The sequence below is a fragment of the Mesorhizobium sp. WSM4817 genome, assembly GCF_055811135.1.
The window spans coordinates 86,674-104,516 of the sequence record NZ_JBVVQQ010000016.1 but is presented as its reverse complement, the minus strand read 5'-3'; the positions used below and the strand labels follow the sequence as shown (position 1 = coordinate 104,516).

Annotated in this window: 18 protein-coding genes; 8 read left to right on the top strand and 10 right to left on the bottom strand. The window is 61.1% G+C overall.

From position 1 onward, the window contains the following. Nucleotides 1-42: 42 nt before the first annotated feature. From AC0L2K_RS21670 to AC0L2K_RS21660, 3 genes are all read left to right on the top strand, one after another. Nucleotides 43-531, top strand: coding sequence for a cupredoxin domain-containing protein (locus tag AC0L2K_RS21670; protein WP_473532277.1), 489 nt, complete (start codon nt 43-45; stop codon nt 529-531). A gap of 26 nt (nt 532-557) precedes the next feature. Beyond that, nucleotides 558-842: a copper-binding protein gene (locus AC0L2K_RS21665; RefSeq protein WP_473532276.1), complete on the top strand. Its 285-nt coding sequence runs from the start codon at nt 558-560 to the stop codon at nt 840-842. 74 nt (nt 843-916) lie between these two features. Then, nucleotides 917-2,317 (top strand): adenylate/guanylate cyclase domain-containing protein, encoded by a 1,401-nt coding sequence (locus AC0L2K_RS21660; RefSeq protein ID WP_473532275.1) that lies wholly within the window; start codon nt 917-919, stop codon nt 2,315-2,317. A 53-nt stretch (nt 2,318-2,370) separates the two neighbouring features. Here the strand turns inward: AC0L2K_RS21660 and AC0L2K_RS21655 are convergent, their stop codons facing one another. After that, a complete protein-coding gene (locus AC0L2K_RS21655) occupies nt 2,371-2,823 on the bottom strand; it encodes a hypothetical protein (protein ID WP_473532274.1) in 453 nt (150 codons plus the stop codon). Between the two features lie 92 nt (nt 2,824-2,915). Beyond that, the gene (locus tag AC0L2K_RS21650; protein WP_128168197.1) at nt 2,916-3,182 is read right to left on the bottom strand and encodes a hypothetical protein; all 267 of its coding nucleotides are present in this window, start codon (nt 3,180-3,182) and stop codon (nt 2,916-2,918) included. A gap of 242 nt (nt 3,183-3,424) precedes the next feature. Here AC0L2K_RS21650 and AC0L2K_RS21645 point away from each other — a divergent pair, with 242 nt between their 5' ends. The 3 genes from AC0L2K_RS21645 to AC0L2K_RS21635 are packed head-to-tail and all read left to right on the top strand — an operon-like array spanning nt 3,425 to nt 8,435. Beyond that, nucleotides 3,425-3,826 (top strand): FixH family protein, encoded by a 402-nt coding sequence (locus AC0L2K_RS21645; protein WP_473532273.1) that lies wholly within the window; start codon nt 3,425-3,427, stop codon nt 3,824-3,826. Beyond that, nucleotides 3,823-5,271, top strand: a complete 1,449-nt coding sequence (locus tag AC0L2K_RS21640; RefSeq protein ID WP_473532272.1) for an efflux RND transporter periplasmic adaptor subunit — start codon at nt 3,823-3,825, stop codon at nt 5,269-5,271. The genes AC0L2K_RS21645 and AC0L2K_RS21640 overlap by 4 nt, the downstream gene beginning before the upstream one ends. Then, complete coding sequence (locus AC0L2K_RS21635; protein ID WP_473532271.1) at nt 5,268-8,435, top strand: efflux RND transporter permease subunit; 3,168 nt, start codon at nt 5,268-5,270, stop codon at nt 8,433-8,435. The genes AC0L2K_RS21640 and AC0L2K_RS21635 overlap by 4 nt, the downstream gene beginning before the upstream one ends. A gap of 178 nt (nt 8,436-8,613) precedes the next feature. Here the strand turns inward: AC0L2K_RS21635 and AC0L2K_RS21630 are convergent, their stop codons facing one another. From AC0L2K_RS21630 to AC0L2K_RS21620, 3 genes are all read right to left on the bottom strand, one after another. Further along, on the bottom strand, nt 8,614-8,946 hold the full coding sequence (locus AC0L2K_RS21630; RefSeq protein ID WP_128168201.1) for a four-helix bundle copper-binding protein: 333 nt from the start codon (nt 8,944-8,946) through the stop codon (nt 8,614-8,616). 288 nt (nt 8,947-9,234) lie between these two features. Further along, complete coding sequence (locus tag AC0L2K_RS21625) at nt 9,235-9,756, bottom strand: hypothetical protein (RefSeq protein WP_473532270.1); 522 nt, start codon at nt 9,754-9,756, stop codon at nt 9,235-9,237. 2 nt (nt 9,757-9,758) lie between these two features. Further along, complete coding sequence (locus AC0L2K_RS21620; protein WP_023798529.1) at nt 9,759-9,938, bottom strand: hypothetical protein; 180 nt, start codon at nt 9,936-9,938, stop codon at nt 9,759-9,761. A gap of 123 nt (nt 9,939-10,061) precedes the next feature. On the opposite strand from AC0L2K_RS21620, the gene AC0L2K_RS21615 reads away from it, so the two are divergent. Beyond that, entirely contained in the window at nt 10,062-10,643 is a 582-nt protein-coding gene (locus AC0L2K_RS21615; RefSeq protein WP_023798528.1) for a TetR/AcrR family transcriptional regulator, read from the top strand. A 78-nt stretch (nt 10,644-10,721) separates the two neighbouring features. Here AC0L2K_RS21615 and AC0L2K_RS21610 read toward each other — a convergent pair whose 3' ends face one another. Genes AC0L2K_RS21610 through AC0L2K_RS21590 form a run of 5 tightly spaced genes read right to left on the bottom strand, consistent with a single transcriptional unit; the run spans nt 10,722 to nt 16,066 of the window. Beyond that, nucleotides 10,722-11,465: an amino acid ABC transporter ATP-binding protein gene (locus tag AC0L2K_RS21610; RefSeq protein WP_473532304.1), complete on the bottom strand. Its 744-nt coding sequence runs from the start codon at nt 11,463-11,465 to the stop codon at nt 10,722-10,724. 55 nt (nt 11,466-11,520) lie between these two features. Further along, on the bottom strand, nt 11,521-12,609 hold the full coding sequence (locus tag AC0L2K_RS21605) for an amino acid ABC transporter permease (protein ID WP_287363483.1): 1,089 nt from the start codon (nt 12,607-12,609) through the stop codon (nt 11,521-11,523). 2 nt (nt 12,610-12,611) lie between these two features. Further along, nucleotides 12,612-13,727, bottom strand: coding sequence for an amino acid ABC transporter permease (locus tag AC0L2K_RS21600; protein ID WP_473532269.1), 1,116 nt, complete (start codon nt 13,725-13,727; stop codon nt 12,612-12,614). A gap of 60 nt (nt 13,728-13,787) precedes the next feature. Beyond that, nucleotides 13,788-14,822 carry a transporter substrate-binding domain-containing protein gene (locus tag AC0L2K_RS21595; protein WP_128244946.1) on the bottom strand — a complete coding sequence of 345 codons (1,035 nt, stop codon included), beginning with the start codon at nt 14,820-14,822 and terminating at the stop codon, nt 13,788-13,790. 29 nt (nt 14,823-14,851) lie between these two features. Continuing rightward, a complete protein-coding gene (locus AC0L2K_RS21590; protein WP_473532268.1) occupies nt 14,852-16,066 on the bottom strand; it encodes a trans-sulfuration enzyme family protein in 1,215 nt (404 codons plus the stop codon). A 78-nt stretch (nt 16,067-16,144) separates the two neighbouring features. Between AC0L2K_RS21590 and AC0L2K_RS21585 the strand changes: the two genes are divergently transcribed. Beyond that, nucleotides 16,145-17,041 carry a LysR family transcriptional regulator gene (locus tag AC0L2K_RS21585; protein ID WP_287363484.1) on the top strand — a complete coding sequence of 299 codons (897 nt, stop codon included), beginning with the start codon at nt 16,145-16,147 and terminating at the stop codon, nt 17,039-17,041. Nucleotides 17,042-17,843: the final 802 nt, after the last annotated feature.

Genomic DNA, 17,843 nt, shown 5'->3' with positions numbered 1-17,843 from the left:
GAACCGAAACCCCTCAACCTCAACCATGAGAGAAAGTGCAGCATGAAACATTTAATCGCAGCGGCCGTTTTGATGGCGGTCAGTTCGGGAACAGCTCTTGCCGGTGGAACGCATGCCGGAGGCCATGGCGACAAGGCCGCCACGATGCCGATCGGCAGCCCTGGCCAGGCTGGCAAGGCAAAGCGGACCATCAACATCTCGATGTCGGAGAAGGACGATGGAAAAATGTTGTTCCAGCCGGCCGTGCTCAAGGTGAAGAAGGGCGAGACCGTTCGCCTGGAGTTCGTCAACAAGGGCCAAGTCGACCACGAATTCGTCATGGACGTCCATGACGGGATCATGGAGCACAAGGCGCTGATGGAGAAATTCCCCGAGATGGAGCACGCCGATCCCAATTCGATCCGGCTGGCGCCCGGCGCCAGAGGCGAGATCATCTGGACGTTCGCCAACGCCGGCGAATTCGGCTTCGCCTGCCTGATCCCGGGTCACTACGATTCCGGCATGAAGGGCGATATCACCGTCGCCCACTAACCCCCAAAATCCCAAAGGAAGCAGTCATGAAGATATTGATAAGAGCATTCTCGACCCTCGCGCTCATGCTCGCCATCGGCGGGAGCGCGCTTGCGCAGGAATACGTGAAGGGCGAAGTCGTCAAGGTCGACGCCAAACAGAAGAAGCTGACGATCAAGCATGAGCCGCTGACCAATCTCGACATGCCCGCGATGACGATGGTGTTCATCGTCGCGGAGGACGGCATGATCGAGAAGGTCAAAGCGGGTCAAGCAATCGAGTTTGCAGCCGACCGCGTCAACGGGCGCATGACTGTGATAGCGATCAAGTAAATGCACGCCATCCGCCGCGGGCTGTGAGCAACGGCCTGCGGCTTGCTTGCCAGCATTCCACAGACTGCTCGAGAATGAACGTGCTGCCTTACATTCACACCGCCAACGTCAGGCAGCTGTTCATTAATTTGAACGAGATCGCCAGAAAGCTTCGCCGCGACCTGCGTATTCGCTTCATATCCCTTCGAATGGTGGCTGTATTTGCAGCAGTCGCAATCACCCTTATCGGTAGCGCTGGCCGCGACTCGATAATCTACGCAGCCATAGCGGCAATCTACTTAATCGTCGTCACGTTCTTGACGGGAATGTTTCTGGCTTCCCGCTTGACGCGGCCGCTCACCTGCTTCGCGGTGCTGGATGCGATCTTCGTAGCTTGTGTGTTGTACGAGCACATACTCGGTACCCCGATCACCAGCGATCATGGCTTGACCACTGCAGGCCTGGTTATCCCGTTTATCCTTCTGAGCCATATCGGGATGAACCTGAGCGGTCGCCTAATCATCATCTTCTCGGCGATAGTCCTGACGGCCTGGGTGACAATGCTTGGCTTGATGGCTTTCCGCCACGAGATTGGCGAGCCTGGGACGTTCCTCGACGCGTTCTTCAACCTTGATCTCGGTCTGGCATTGAGCTTCGGGTTTGCCGCGATCTCGACCTGCCTTCTGGCGGTGGATCACAGCCAAACCCGCAGAAGGGCACTGAAGATAGATCGGTGGCGGCATAATCTGGCGCGTTTTTTCTCTCCTCTCGTGGTCGCGCACCTGCAGGAGGCGGGTAACGCCCTTGATTTGAAGCGGCGTCCCGCCGCGATCATGTTTGTCGACCTGCGGGACTTTACCAGCTACGCCGAGACGACCCCCGCTTCGCAACTGGCTGGTGTGCTGGCGGAGTATCGGCGATTGGTCGCAGGTACAATATTTGCGTTTGGCGGATCGGTCGACAAGTTCATCGGCGATGGCGTCATGGCGGTGTTTGGCCAGCCGACCGCTGCAGAGGACGACGCCGAGCGAGCTCTGGCCTGCGCGGTGGAACTGATTGCGCTCTTGAACGAATGGAAGCCGCTTAGCGACCCCGATGGGGCGGTCTTTCAGGTAGGCATAGGCCTTCACTACGGGACCATCATCGGCGGGGTGCTCGAGAGCGGTTACCATGACGAATTCACTGTCATCGGCGACGCTGTCAACGTCGCGGAGCGACTGGAATCGCTGACCAAGGAGCTCGGCGCTTCGCTCGTCGTCTCTTCGGCGCTGTTGACCCAGACGCAAAAAGGCACCCTGACAGGGCCCTGGATATGGAAGAACGCGGTTGCGCTGAGCGGCCGCCGATTCCCGATAGACCTGGCCTATCTTCCTCGTGAAATGTATCTTGCCTCGACCGATGCTGGCGCCGTCCGGATATCCGGAAATCGGCAATGGCGCGGCGAGAAACCTTCGGGCACGGCAGCATCCGTCCGGCAACCCGAGTCACCAAGTTGACGGCGGGCCTGAACGGAACCGCGCCCCTGGCTGGCGCTGATTCATCGAAGGTTTCACGACGAAGGTACAGCGCAGAACGCTGTCCAGAGATCTTGCTTCCAATCCCTGCGTTGCGGGTCGCGCAGGGCAGCACCTACCGGGTACTTGCGCGTGCCAATGCTGATATAGGCCGGTGCCGCGCACCGTATCCGTGCATGGTGGCTTCCGCGATCCACATATTTGATCGCACCTTTCGCGTCGGTCTCGACCAGACCGATAGCCACCTCAAAGTCATACTCTTTCTCATGAAAGACAGTGTCGTTCACGACGCTAAGCTGGACCGACGTCGCATCAGGAAAATGAGCAGTGTAGAAGATCAGTTGCTCCGCCGCCGTCAAGGGCGTAGCCGCCAACACGCCGGCAACAAATGCAATGGCGCGCATTTCGTCCTCCCGAGGACTGAGGAGAAGACTATCATCTCTTGCATCGATATTCGAATCGAATTTATGTTCCTGGTCGCGGGCCATGCGACGCCGATTGCTTGCGCGTCATATGCTGTCAGGCCGTGCAGGCGACGCGTGTGCATGGTTTCACAAGAAGGTCACAAATCCCGGAAACACTATCGCGCGGTGGCTTCCTGTGCCAAAATGTGATCGATGACGAATTCGTTCGGTTTCGGAAGGGTGCTCTTGCTGCTGGCCGTATTCGGGCTGGCCTTTGCACCTTTGGGAGCTTCGTCTTCGAACGCTGCTGTCGCCGGGCCGACATTGTCCATCATGCAGGACGACATGCCTTGCTGCCCGGACGGCAAGCCAATGGTGCCGGAGTGCGCCAAGGATTGTCCGTTGGCCGTTTTGTGCGTGTCGGGGTTGGTCAGCGCCTCCATTGCCGGAACGCTCTCCTTCCTTCTCCTTGCGCCGGTCGGAGACGACTTCCTGAACCGCCGAGACCTGATCCTACCCTCGCTTATCGGGGAACCGCCCCCGAGACCACCCAAAGCCTGACTGGCAAATAGGCGCGTTTAGCGCCGGGACCCGTGCGAACAATGCCGCACGGACCGTTCGCATGGCGTTTGTCATGCTCACGCCGTGCGCAAGCGCGGGACACTGTCAGTCGGAAACATCGATCATGAAGTCGAAACTCGTATTTCGCACCGCGATGCTTGCGCTTGCATCCGTCATTGTCGCTTCCCAAGCGGCCAAAGCAGCGCAAGAGGACTACGAATTCCAGCTCGTTGAGAACGAGATCAAGGAAGGGGGCGGCGCCATCGTCGCCGTCAGGCTCCTCGACAAGAGGACAGGCGCCCCGGTGGCCAACGCCGTCGTGTTCGCCACCAGAATGGACATGGCTCCGGACGGAATGGAGGCGATGAGCACGCCCGTCGAGGCGCTGCCGCCCGAGGAGCCCGGCATCTATTGCTTCAAGACCAACCTCACGATGGCGGGCGGCTGGCGATTCTCGCTTGCCGCCAAGGTCCAGGGCGAGACCGAGACGGTCGAGCGCCGCCTGGAATTCAAGGCCGTCCAATGAAAAGGTTCGGCTCATTCCTGACCCTCGCCGTATTGACGGCAGGGGCGGGCGCCGGCGGATACTCGGCCGGACAACATGATCTATCCGTCTCGGACATCGTGCAAATGATCGAGACGACCATCGGGCGCCCGCTCAACGCGGAACCGAAGCCGGCGACTGCCGATCCGGCTCCCTCTGGTCACGTCATCTACTACCGCCATCCCGACGGAGATCCCGCCTATTCGTCGACACCAAAGCGCACCGAAGATGGCCGGGATTTCGTGGCGGTTCTGGCAAGCGAGGATGTGAGCTTCGAGTTTCGCCCCGAGATGAAGGTAGGCGGCGAAGCGGTGGCGCCGAGCAACCGGAAGATCCTCTACTACCGCAATCCCATGGGCCTGCCGGACACGTCTCCTGTGCCGAAGAAGGATTCCATGGGGATGTACTACATTCCCGTCTTCGAAGGTGAAGCGGATGACGGCTCCACCGTCAAAGTCTCGCCAGGAAAGCTGCAACGGACAGGCGTGAAGACAGCGCTGGCCACCAGAGGCGCGATCAAACGTCCGGTCCGGGTCCCCGGCACAGTCACGCTGGACGAGCGCCGCGTCAGCGTCGTCTCGACTCGCACCGAGGCTTTCCTTGAGGAAGTGGCTGACGTGACGACTGGAACGGCGATTGAAAAAGGCCAGCCGCTGGTGCGGTTCTACGCCAAGGAGATCGCCGCGGCAGGTGCGCTTTATGCCGCCGACCTGAAGGGCGACGTGCGTGGAGGCGCGGTCGCAGGCAGCCTACAGCGTCTGGAAAATCTCGGCGTCCCTGCGGAAGCGATTGCTGAGATCGAGAAGACGAAGAAGGTGCCGATCTCGGTTACGCTGATGGCGCCCCGCAGCGGCGTTGTCCTGGAGCGCTTGGCCGTCGACGGCATGATGGCGGAGGCAGGCCAGACCCTGTTCCGGATCGCCGATGTTTCGACCCTCTGGGTAATGGCCGATGTGCCGGAATACGAGTTGAGTTCGGTTCGTATCGGGGACAAGGCGACCGTCCGCATCCGCAGCCTTCCGGGCAAGGTGTTCGAAGGCAAGGTCGGTCTGATCTACCCTGAAATCCAGGGGCAGACCCGGACCGCGAGGATTCGCATAGAACTCCCCAATCCCGGGGGGCTGCTGCTTGCCAACATGTATGCCGAGGTGGAGATCGCGACGGGCGGCACTGATCCTGTCGTGGCCGTGCCCGACAGCGCCGTCATCGACACGGGGGACCGCCAGGTTGTGATCGTCGACAAGGGCGAAGGCAGCTTTGAGCCGCGCGACGTGAAGATCGGTATGCGAGGCGACGGTATGGCCGAGATCATGGAGGGCCTTGCCGAAGGCGAAAAGGTCGTTGTCTCGGCTAACTTCCTGATCGATGCCGAAAGCAACCTGAAGGCCGCGCTCAGCGCGCTGACGCCTGCGGAGGCGCAGCCATGACCGCAAAGCTCATTGCCTGGTCGGCCCGAAATCTGATCCTCGTATTCTTCGCGACCGCACTTGCCGCTGCCGCGGGGGTCTATGCGGTCAAGACCTTGCCGCTGGATGCCATACCGGACCTCTCCGACGTCCAGGTCATCGTGTTCACCGATTATCCGGGCCAGGGCCCGCAGGTCGTCGAGGACCAGGTCACCTATCCGCTGACGACCTCTATGCTGACCGTGCCACGGTCGAAGGTGGTGCGCGGTTTCTCCTTCTTCGGCGTATCCTTCGTCTACGTGATCTTCGAGGACGGCACCGATCCCTATTGGGCGCGGAGCCGGGTGCTCGAATATCTGAACGCGGCCGCCAGCCGTCTGCCCGACGGCGTTTCTCCAGCACTCGGACCGGACGCGACAGGCGTCGGCTGGGTTTACCAGTACGCCGTCGTTGCCAAGGAATTGTCCCTCGCGGAACTCCGTTCCCTGCAGGACTGGGTGGTCCGCTTCGCAGTCTCGAAGGCAGAAGGGGTGTCCGAGGTCGCAAGCGTCGGCGGTTTCGTGAAGCAGTACTCGATCGTGATCGATCCCTCGCGGATGCGCGCTCAGGGCGTGACGCTTTCGGAAATCGGCGAAGCGGTTCGTACCAGCAACATGGACACGGGCGGCCGCACGGTCGAGATCTCCGAGTTCGAATTCATGGTGCGTGGACGCGGCTACCTAAAGAGTGCGTCCGACATCGAAAGCATCGCGTTGAAGTCGGTCAGCGGCGTGCCGCTCAGGCTCGGCGACGTCGCCAAGGTCGAGATTGTGCCTGACGAGCGCCGCGGCATCGCCGAACTGAACGGCGAGGGCGAGGTCGCGAGCGGCATCGTGCTGCAGCGGGTCGGCGCGAACGCGCTCACCGTCATCGAGAACGCTAAGGAAAGTCTCGCTGAGATCGAAAGGAGCCTGCCTGAAGGTACCGAGATCGTGCCCGTCTACGATCGTTCAAAGCTCATCGAGGCTGCGATCGAGACTCTGAAGTCGACGCTGGTGGAGGAGAGCATCGTGGTAGCCCTCGTCACCATCGTGTTCCTGCTTCATGTGAGGAGCGCATTGGTCGCCATCATCATGCTGCCCGTCGGCATCCTGATGGCTTTTGCCGCTATGAAGCTGCTTGGCCTCGGCTCCAATATCATGAGCCTCGGTGGCATCGCTATCGCCATCGGGGCGATGATCGACGCGGCGATCGTCATGATCGAGAACGCGCACAAGCACCTGGAACGGGCGCCTCCGGGCAAGCCCCGCATCGAGGTTTTGATCAAGGCTGCAGCCGAGGTCGGGCCAGCGCTGTTCTTCAGCCTGCTCATCATCACCGTCTCGTTCCTGCCGATATTCACGCTTGAAAGCCAGGAAGGCCGTCTGTTCGGTCCGCTCGCCTTCACCAAAACCTTCGCCATGGCGGCCGCAGCGCTGCTCTCGGTGACACTGGTGCCCGCTCTGATGGTGATGCTGGTGCGCGGCCGCATCGTGCCGGAGCACAGAAATCCGCTCAACAGGCTGCTTATCGGGCTCTACCGGCCGATCATTGCCAGTGTGCTGAGGGCAAAGACGCTCACGATCCTGCTCGCCATTGTCGCCCTTGGAGTGACGGTTTGGCCCGCGCGCCAGCTCGGCAGCGAGTTCATGCCGAACCTCGACGAGGGAACGTTGATGTACATGCCGACGACCTTGCCGGGAATTTCGGTCACGAAGGCGGCCGAACTGATGCAGATGCAGGACCGGATTATAAAATCCTTCCCCGAGGTGGAATCCGTCTTCGGCAAGGCGGGCCGGGCGCAGACCGCGACCGACCCTGCGCCGACCGAGATGTTCGAGACCATCATCAATCTCAAGCCGAAATCGGAGTGGCGGCCAGGGGTCACGTCGGAAAGTCTGAAAACCGAGATGGACACCGCGCTGCAGTTTCCGGGTGTGTCGAATGCCTGGACGATGCCGATCCGCGCCCGCATCGACATGCTGTCGACGGGCATACGCACGCCCGTCGGGGTCAAGGTCTACGGCACCGACCTCGGCGAGATGGAAAATGTCGCGCGCCAGATCGAGGCGGTACTCAGGGCGGTGCCGGGCACGTCGAGCGCTTATGCCGAGCGGGTGATCGGCGGTTACTATCTCGACATCGTGCCCGACCGGGCAGCCCTCGGACGCTACGGCCTGTCGATCGGCGACGTGCAGGACGTGATCTCCATGGCGCTCGGCGCAAAGGTGATCACGTCCACGGTCGAAGGCCGCGAACGCTATGGCGTCGCCATGCGCTATCCACGCGCGCTGAGAAGCGATCCCGGTGCGATCGCCCGCGACGTGCAGATCGCACTGCCTGGCGGCGGCTTCGTACCTCTCGGAGAGGTGGCCAAGGTCGAACTCACGCGCGGCGCGACCTCGATCCGCACCGAGAACGGGCAGCTCGCAGTCTACATCTTCGTCGACATCGCTGGCCGTGATCTCGGCGGCTATGTCAACGAGGCGCAACAGGCCGTCGCCGCCGAGGTAAAACTGCCGCCCGGTTATTCGGTCGCCTGGAGCGGGCAGTTCGAATATCTCGAACGTGCCCAGGCGCGGCTTAAGATCGTCGTGCCGCTAACACTCGCGCTCATCTTTCTGCTCCTCTACCTCAACTTCCGGGCGCTAACCGAGACGCTGATCGTCATGCTGTCGCTGCCCTTCGCAATCGTCGGCGGCATCTGGATGATGTGGTGGCTGGGCTTCAACATGTCGGTCGCGGTCGCGGTGGGCTTCATCGCGCTCGCCGGCGTGGCCGCCGAAACTGGGGTCATCATGCTGATCTACCTCGACAACGCGTGGAGCGAAGCGAGGGCCAGATGTGCGGCCGAGAAGCGGAGTTTGACTAGGATCGATCTCAATGAGGCGATCATGGTCGGTGCAGTGGAACGGGTGCGCCCGAAGATGATGACCGTCGTCGCCATCATGGCGGGCCTCCTGCCGATCCTGTGGAGCACGGGAACCGGATCGGAGGTCATGCAGCGCATCGCCGTCCCCATGATCGGCGGCATGATTTCTTCGACGATCCTGACGCTCGTCGTGATTCCCGCCGTCTACGGCATCGTCAAGGGCTGGCGGTTGCAGATCCGGAGTGCGGTCGAGGAGCCAAGAGCAGACTTTCGGGTGAAGTTGGCCGCGGAATAAAGGCGAAAAATGATGGATCAGATGATGTCGGGCGGAATGTGGGGAATGGGCTTGGCAGGCTTCATCCTCCTCGTCCTTGTCGCGCTGGCAATCGCCGTCTTGGTCAAGTTCGTGTTCTTCAGATGACATTCGCAGTAGCGAGGGCGCGCGGTCTGAACCGGGCGCCCTCTGATGAGATCTACGCCGCCATTTTCCGGCAACTCTCTGCACAGCGACGGCAGGTCTCTACGCATTCCTGCATGTCACCGAGACGCTCGCAGTCATCCGCACATTCGTTGCAGATCTCCGCGCATTCGCCGCAGGTATGCTTGTGGTGCTCGGAACCGATGAGCATGAAATGCGCCGACGTCCGGCAGATCTCGGCGCACGCCATCATCAACGTGAAGTGTTGTTTTTCGGTGTGTTGACCGCCCAGTTCCAGGCAGTGGCCCATCGCGGTCGAAAGGCACACGGAATAGCAGCGCAGGCATTCGTCGATGCAGCTTTTCATTTCGGGGCTAAGGTGATGCATGGGGGTGTCCTTTCTTCGATTCGAGGAGCGCGCTACAGGCGCCTCCTAACGATCACTTTGCGTTGGTTCTCAAGCCACTGCTTGAACTCGGCGATTTGGGAAATTGATGGTCGTGGTCCAGCGCGTTGGCGCTCCAGACAGAAGCAAACCGACAGCGAAGCAGATGAAAAAAGCTGCCTTCGCCCGCCGAAGTATCCGCAAGAGTGCAATGCATGACATGCTGCGTAACGGAAGCGCGAAAACTTTGTTCCGATGCGGCGGGCGCGGGTGTCGACGGAGCGGCTGCTTCTAACGCTGCGGAGCCGTCGACCCATCATGCTGCTTCCGCCACCCGTACGGGGTGAGGCCCCGCGGCTTGTATAGCGACAGCGCCGCAGGCACGAGCAACACGAGCAGCCCTCCCGCGGCGTGGATCACAGGTGATATCCTCAGTTCCCGAAGATCAACGCTGGAAAACGTCGTCTCTGCTGCGATGTCTGACAGATAGCCAATCAGATTCAGCTGAAGCAGCAGGACGACGGTGACAAGAATATTCAGCAGAAGCTTCGCCACGACCCAGTAGTGCCGGAACAGGCCCCAATTGGTGCCCAGCGACACGACAAGCCCGGTGACCAATGAGGCGAGAACCAACGGGACGATGACATACCAGGCGGTCAACTCCATCGCGAGATAGGCTGCGCGCACCATCTGCGAATCCTTGGCTGCCAGGCCGGCGACGGCGAGAGCCAGGAAGCCTGCGACTGCGCCGAGCGTGCCGACAGAGGACGTGACATGCGCAGTGAGGGCTAACTTGCGAACGCCGGGTGCCATAATCATCGTTGTTGCACGCCGGTTTCTGTAACGCCGGAGGACGGCATGTGCCGGCCGGGACCGTGGGGCCCGCCGATACCGGTGAAGACCACAGCGACAACCAGCAGGACCAGAATGATCGCGACGATCCCCGACACTTTCACCCAGCGCGGTGCGCCGGGGTAGGGGGGCAGGTCGGCCATGTCCGTTCCTCTATCGTCTGTATCGACATATAATGGCGCTCGATTTTATCGAGACGCAATGTCTATATCAAGCCACGATGTCTCTTATCTCGACAAAGCTGCCACGTCAGGTATGTTGGGGTGATGCCGAAGCTATGGAATGAAACCATCGATGCGCACCGTCGGGCGGTGCGCGATGCGACCCTCGATGCCACCGCGGCGCTGGTGGCCAAGCATGGACTGCTGTCGGTGACGATGTCACAGATCGCCGAGGAGACGGGAATCGGTCGTGCGACGCTGTACAAGTACTACCCCGACGTTGAAGCGATCCTCGTCGCCTGGCATGAACGTCAGGTCGCCGGCCACCTCGAACATCTGATTGCCATCCGGGATGAGGCTGGCACCGCTGGCGAGAAGCTCAAAGCTGTGCTCGAGGCCTACGCGTTCATTTCTCACGAGCACCACAGCACCGAACTCGCGGCGCGCCTGCATCGAGGCGAGCACGTCGCCCAGGCGCAGCAGCAGCTCAGCAATTTCATCCGGGACCTGCTCGCTGAGGGTGCAAAGACCGGCGGCTTCCGGGATGATGTCGCGCCCGGCGAGCTTGCAATCTTTTGCCTCCACGCTCTCGCAGCGGCCAGCAGCCTGCCATCCAAAGCAGCGGTCCGCCGGCTCGTTGCGGTCACTCTGGCCGGGTTGCGGCCTCTATGCGCCAGCCACAGGTGAACGTGGAGCCGTCATCACATTGCCTCACGCCACGCGCTCCATGCTGACCATACGCACGAGGAATTGCGTAGGAGTTAGCTAATGCAGGATCTGGGCCAGAAATAGCTTGCTGCGCTCGTGGTGCGGGCTCGAGAAGAACTCGGCCGGTGTGTTGATCTCGACGATTTCACCCTGGTCCATGAAGACGACACGGTCGGCCACCTGTCGGGCGAAGCCCATCTCGTGGCTAACACACAACATGGTCATGCCCTCTTCGGCCAGCGAAACCATGGTGTCGAGCACTTCCTTGACCATTTCAGGGTCGAGCGCCGAGGTGGGCTCGTCGAACAGCATGATCTTCGGGCTCATGCAAAGCGAGCGCGCGATGGCCACCCGCTGCTGCTGGCCGCCTGAAAGCTGCCCGGGATATTTGTGCGCCTGATCCGGGATTTTTACGCGATCGAGATAGTGCATGGCGACCTGCTCGGCTTCCTTGCGGCGCAAATTGCGCACCCAGATCGGCGCCAGCGTCAGGTTTTCCAAAATGGTCAGGTGCGGGAACAGATTGAAGTGCTGGAACACCATGCCGACATCGCGGCGGATTTCATCGATCTTGTTCAGGTCGCCGGTCAGTTCAATACCGTCCACGACGATGCGGCCCTGCTGGTGCTCTTCCAGTCTGTTGATGCAGCGGATCATGGTGGATTTGCCTGAACCAGACGGTCCGCAGATCACCAGTTTTTCACCGCGCTGGATGGTGAGATTTATATTTTTCAAGACGTGGAAGGCCCCGTACCACTTGTTCACGCCGACCATCTCGACGGCGGTGGGATCGTTTGTCATGGGCAGGGATGGAACGTGCCGGATGGCAGATACGGAAGTCGACATTGCAGCATTCCTAGTGAGCGGCCGGGCCCCGCCGCTCCAGGAAATCGGCGAAGCGGGCGAAGGAGAAGGACAGCGCAAAGAAGATCGCGCCAATGAAGAGAAAGGTCTCGGCGGCCGGCGACGGCCATTCGGGGTCGGCCAGTGCAGCCTTGCCTGAACTGATCAGGTCGAACAGCCCGATGACCAGGACAAGGCTCGTATTCTTGATCATAACGATGATGGTGTTGGCGAGCGCAGGGATCACCACCCGGATGGCTTGGGGCAGGATGACGAGACGTTGTGTGCGCCAAAAGGGCAGGCCGAGCGACGCTGCTGCCTCATACTGCCCGTTCGGGATGGCCTGCAGGCCGCCGCGGATCACTTCGGCGAGATAGGCAGCCGCGAAGATGGTGAGCGCGACAAGCGCGCGCACGAATTTGTCGGGCAGCAGCGCCTCGGGCAGGAACAGCGGCATCATGATCGACGCCACGAACAGGATGGACAGCAATGGCAGTCCACGCACGGATTCGATCAGCACCACCGCGCCGACCCGGACGGCCGGCAGCGTCGAGCGCCTAGCCAGCGCGAGCAGGATGCCGACCGGAAAGGCGATGCCGATGGCGACGACGGTCAAAATCAGCGTCACCGGCAGGCCGCCCCAGGATGAAGTCGGCACTTCGGCCAGTCCGAAGCCTCCCCCCATCAGCCAGAAGATCAAAGCGAACGCCGCCACCCAGAGCGCCAGCAGTCGTGACGTCCAGCTCGCCGGACGCACCGACCAGCCGAGCAGCGCCAGAATGAGCAGGCAAACAATGGCTGGGCGCCAGCGTTCGTCGAACGGATAGATGCCGAACAGAAGTTGACCGGATTTGGCATAAATGAAGCTCCAGCAGGCGCCAGTGGCTGCTCGGCAGGCATTCGGGTCGGGGTCGAAGAGCACCGCATCGATCACCAGCCAGCGCAGCATGGGCGGCATGGTGACGAACAGCAGCGCGCCGAACAGCAGCGTGAGCGCGGCGTTGAGCGGTGTGCCGAACAACAGCTTGGCTAGGCGCCGCAGGCCGGCGAACCGGAAATGGTCCGGCGTTGCCTCGGAGGACATGGGAAGAGACATGGCCATGGTCACCGCTCCACGATGGCGATGCGGCGGTTGTACCAGTTGGCCGCGCTCGACAGGGTAAGATTGAGGGCGAGATAGGCGCCGAGGATGATGAAGACGCCTTCGATCGAGTGGCTGGATTTGCTGATGATGGTATTCATCACCGCGAGGAAGTCCGGGTAGCCGACGGCGATCGCCAGCGTCGAATTCTTGACGACATTGATGTACTGGCTGTTGAGCGGCGGGACGATCACCCGCAGCATCTGCGGGATGACAACCAGCCGCAGGATCTTGCCACGTGACAGGCCGAGAGAATGGCCGGCGTCCCACTGGCCACGACCGACCGACAAAACACCGCCGCGTACGATCTCGGCCACGAAACCGGTGGTGTAGATCGTGAGGCCGATGAGGATGGTGCTGAGCTCGGGCGTCAGTTCACCGCCGCCCTGGAAGTTCGAACCCGTGAAGACCGGGAAATCGACGGCGAAGCGAATATCGGCGAGCCGCAGTCCCACGACGCCGGCAGCCAGGATCGCCGGCACAACCAAGGGCGGCAAGCGACCACTCCGGGCGAGACCGTAGCTGAGCGCGGCGAGCGTCAGGGCGAACAGGATGATCAGCGCGCCTGTCATGCCGATGTCGATGCTGATGGCCGGCACGACGAAGCCGCGCATGGATGCGTAGACACCGGGCAGCGGATTCAGTGCTTCGCCGACCGGCGGCAGCACCTTCCACCACAACGAATAGAGGAAAATCAAAAGGACGATCGGCGGTGAGTTGCGGGCTATTTCAACCCAGACCCGGCAGGTACCCGCTGCCAGGGGATTGCTGCTCAGCCGGGTGATGCCGACGACGAGGCCAAGGGCGGAGGAGAAGAAGATGACAAGAGCGGAAATGAAGACCGTGTTGGCCAGCCCGACAACGATCGCCCAATAGTAGGGATCGCGCGATTTATAGGTGAGGATGGCCTCGGAAATGATGATCCTGGACGGCATCGTCAGGAAATCGAAGCCAATCGGGATACCGCGCGCCCTTAGATTGGCGAAGGTGGTCGAGACCAGCAGCGCAGCGAAAGCGATGACGGTCGTCACCAACACGCCTTGAATGATGATCGATCTGGTCTTGGCTTCGCTTAGCATACCGGCCTCGGTTCATCAGTTGAAGGGAGGGGCGCGCCCTCGGCACGCCCCGACCAAGGCTCAATCCCATGGGAAGGGATAGTTGAGACCGCCGTCTTTCCACAGCGCATTCATGCCGCGTTCGACCTTGAGCGTGCTGTCCTTGCCCAGGTTCCGGTCCCAGATTTCGGCATAATTGCCCATCTGCTTGATGACGTTGTAGGCCCATTTGTCGTCCAGCCCGAGCGGCGCGCCAAAGCCGGGCTCTTCGCCAAGCACCCGTTTGATCTCCGGATTGCCCGCAGCGAGCTTTTCATCGACGTTCTGCGCGGTGATGCCGTTCGCTTCGGCCCAGAACAGGGCGTTCATTGTCCAGCGCACCACGTCGAAGAGCTGGTCGTCGCCGCGCGCGACAGCCACGCCATTGGGTTCAGCGGCGTGGCCGACCTTGAGGATGTCGTAGTCGTCCGGATTCTTGGCCACCGAGGCACGCTGGCCTGCCGCGGCGGTGCCGTCGGTTACGTAGGAGTCGCAACGACCACCGAAGAAAGCGTCGCGCGCCTGAATGGTCGAGTCGTAGTAGACCTTCTTCATGGAAATCCCAAATTCGTCCTCGGTTTCCTCAATGGCCTTTTCGGTCAGGGAGCCGCCGCCCTGCAGGCAGACGGTCTTGCCGTCGAGCAGTTTCGGCTCAGTGATGTTGTCGGCCTTGCGCACCAGCACACCGTCCGTGTCGTAGAGGTTGATCCAGACGAAACGGACAACCGTATCCCGGGTAAATGTGATGGTGGATGTGCGCGACAGGATGTCGATCTCACCCGTCTGCAGTGCCGGGAAACGTTGGCCGGCATTGAGCGGAACGTAGCGGATTTTGTCCTTGTCGCCGAGGATGGCGACCGCGAAAGTGCGGCAGATGTCGGAATCGAAACCGCGATAATAACCTTTCTCATCCGGTCGGGAGAGGCCCGGAACGCCCTGGCTAGCGCCGCAGCTGACATAACCGCGTTCCTTGATCTTGTTGACAACGGCCTGTGCCGCCACGTCACTGATGCCGGAAACCACGCCGGCTAGCCCGATTGCCACACTGGCGAGCCACTTTAAACTTCTGCGTTTCATCTTCATTCCCCTTGTTGTTGAGGTTCTTGTTATTCGGCAGCCTTGGCACCGGCCAAGGCAGCTCCGTTCCGCCGGGCTTCGGCAAAAAGGTCGAAGGCTTGGGAAAGATCGGCCAGCAGGTCGTCCAATGCCTCGAGGCCGATCGACAGGCGCCAGACGGGACCTGGCTTCAGCCAGTCGAGGCTTGCCCGGTTTTTTCGCGGATCGCTAACGGCGATCAAAGAATGCACGCCACCCCAGCTCGCGCCGAGCCTGAACAGGCGCATGCGACCGAGAACCTTTGATTGGAGCGAGGCCAGTTCCGGCCGCAGTACGAAGGAAAACATACCTGCCGAACCGGCAAAGTCGCGTTTCCAGGCGGCGTGGCCGGGATGGTCCGGTAGGCTCGGGTGAAGGAGCTGGGCGATTTCGGTCCGCACCGACAGCCACTCCAAGATGCTGCGGGCTGTGGCGTCGGCGTGTCGCATGCGCACCGGCATGGTCATCAAGCCGCGCTCGCATAGCGCGCAGTCCTCTGGCGAAACGCCATAGCCGAGAAATCGCGCCGTATCCTTGAGGCGCCGGAAAAGAGCCTCATCACGCACGGCGAGCGAACCCATCAGCAGATCGCCATGGCCGCCGGCATGTTTGGAAAGCGCCTGCATAGAGATGTCGACGTTGTGGTCGAGCGGCTTGAACAGCAGGTGCGAGGCCCAGGTATTGTCCGCCGCCACCCATGCGCCTGCCTTGTGAGCTACTGCCACGATGGCCGGCACGTCCTGCACCTCCAAGGTGGACGAGCCCGGCGATTCCACCCACACCAGCCGTGTCGTGTCGTCAAGCAGCGCAGCTATTCCAGCGTCGAGCCGGGAATCGTAGGAAACGGCGTGGATGCCGAGCGGCCCCAGAAAACGGGCCATCATGTCGCGCGCCGGACCGTACAGTGTTTCAGGCATAAGCACCCGGTCGCCGCCACGGCAGGTGGCCATGGTCGCCAGCACGATGGCGGCCATGCCGGACGGGACGACAAGCGCGCGCGTCGCGTGCTCCAGCATGGCGATATGATCTTCCAACTGACGGCTGGTCGGCGTGCCGTAGAGCCCGTAGCTGAAGCCGTCATACAGACGCTCGACGCGACGTTCGAAGGATTCCAGATCGTCGAAGACGACGGTCGACGCACGCTCGACAGGCATCGCGAGCGACTGGAACGGCTCTTGCGAACGCTTGGGAGGATGGACATGGGAGGTGTCGTCGCGCTGGGTCATAGGCAACCATAGCCATCTCGCCCATTGCTATCTATGACCGCAACGATAAAGTTCATCCGTTTTTGATATGGCTTATCCATGAACCTGCACGACGTCGATGTCTTCAACGCAATCATGATCACGCGCGGCGCTGGCGCTGCCGCAACGCTGCTCGACACCTCGCAGCCAGCGATCAGCCGCTCGCTCGCGAAGTTGGAGGCCGAACTCGGCTTCAAGTTGTTCGACCGCATCCGCGGCAGGCTGGTAGCCACGCGCGAGGGCGAACTTTTCCATGCAGAAGTGAAGGCTAATCTGGTCGGTCTCGACCGGCTGAAGCTGCGCGCGGCCCAGATCAAGGAAGTGGGCACGGGCACAATCCGTGTCGCCAGCCTGTCTGCACTGGGGCATGGGCTGGTGCCGCGCGCCATCGTGGCCTTTTCGCGCAAGCATCCACAGGTGCGCATCAGCTATCAGGTGCGCACCTCGAATGTGGTGCGCGATCTGGTGGCATCAGGCAGTTTCGACATCGGGCTCGCCGCTGACGAGGTGGACACGAGCGGTGTACTCCACAGCGTTTTTAACACGCCGCGCGCGGTTTGCGTGATGCCGAAGAACCATCGACTGGCGGAGAAGGCGGTGATCACGCCAACCGATCTCGCCGACGAGGCGTTCCTGGCATTGTCACCGGAGGACACGGTGCGGGTTGCGATGGACCAAGTTTTCGCCGCGCAGGGCGTGCGCCCGCGCATCCTGATCGAGACCCCCTATGGCCTGACGATCGCCATTCTTGCTGCAAAAGGTATGGGAATCGGCCTGGTCAATCCGTCCGTTATCGCCGACCGCATGATCGCTGGCATTATCGCAATACCATTCGAGCCGGCGGTCCATTTCCGAGCGCTGATCCTGCGACCGCCAGACGGCATCAACTCGACTCTGATTGCCGATTTCACGGCGGAACTCTATGCCGCGCGCAATGTGCTGTCGGCCGAAGAGTAGGCAAGGGAGCACGTCCATAGTCGCGGCAGGCCCATACCTGTCCAGCATAAGATAAAACGAGTTCCTCGAGACCGTTAAAGTTGGCGGCTGGCCTGCGCGGTGCGCGACAGGGGGGACTTCCGCGCGGCCTGGAACCCCCGATCGCCGAAGTAGCCAATCATATATGCGTCAGCTGCGCTCCCATCCAATATTTGATCCACCAAGCCTAAGACGCTGAGAGCTTTCGTCGTAGTGCCCTTCTATCGACGGCCTTTGCGGCATTCCAGACAGGATCGACATCACCGCTCAGGGAGCGGGACCGAGGGGAGACTTGTCATCCGCCTTCTGACCTGTGAGAGGCTGTTTCGATCAATTCTTCCGGGCCTCGAACTGGAAGCGTGCGGGGACCGGTCGTTGGCCAAATCTCTAAACGGCTCGTTTCGGCGCAATGGCGCCGGGTGCATGTCTGTTCACGATGTTGCCGCCGACTCTACGATGAGAGCTTTGCAGGCCTAGGCGAGGGGAGGTGCTACGCTAGCTTACCACTGACTTCGATCGGAATCTCTGCTGTTTGCACCAATCCAGCTGAATGAATCGGATCGATGCATGGGGAAAATCGCACGTCGGCGCGCAGTATCGCGCCCTGGCGTAAAAAAGGAAGTGACTCCCGGGCCGGACAAGTTCGACAAATCGAACCGGGTGCAAAAAGGCCAGAAAAGCGATCATTTACAAGCGTTTGATGTGACAACTTCCTCAAAGCGTCGCCCGCCTTAGTGTATCGCAATGGGTAGCAGCGGTGTATCTTCGGTCAAGCGTCATGAAC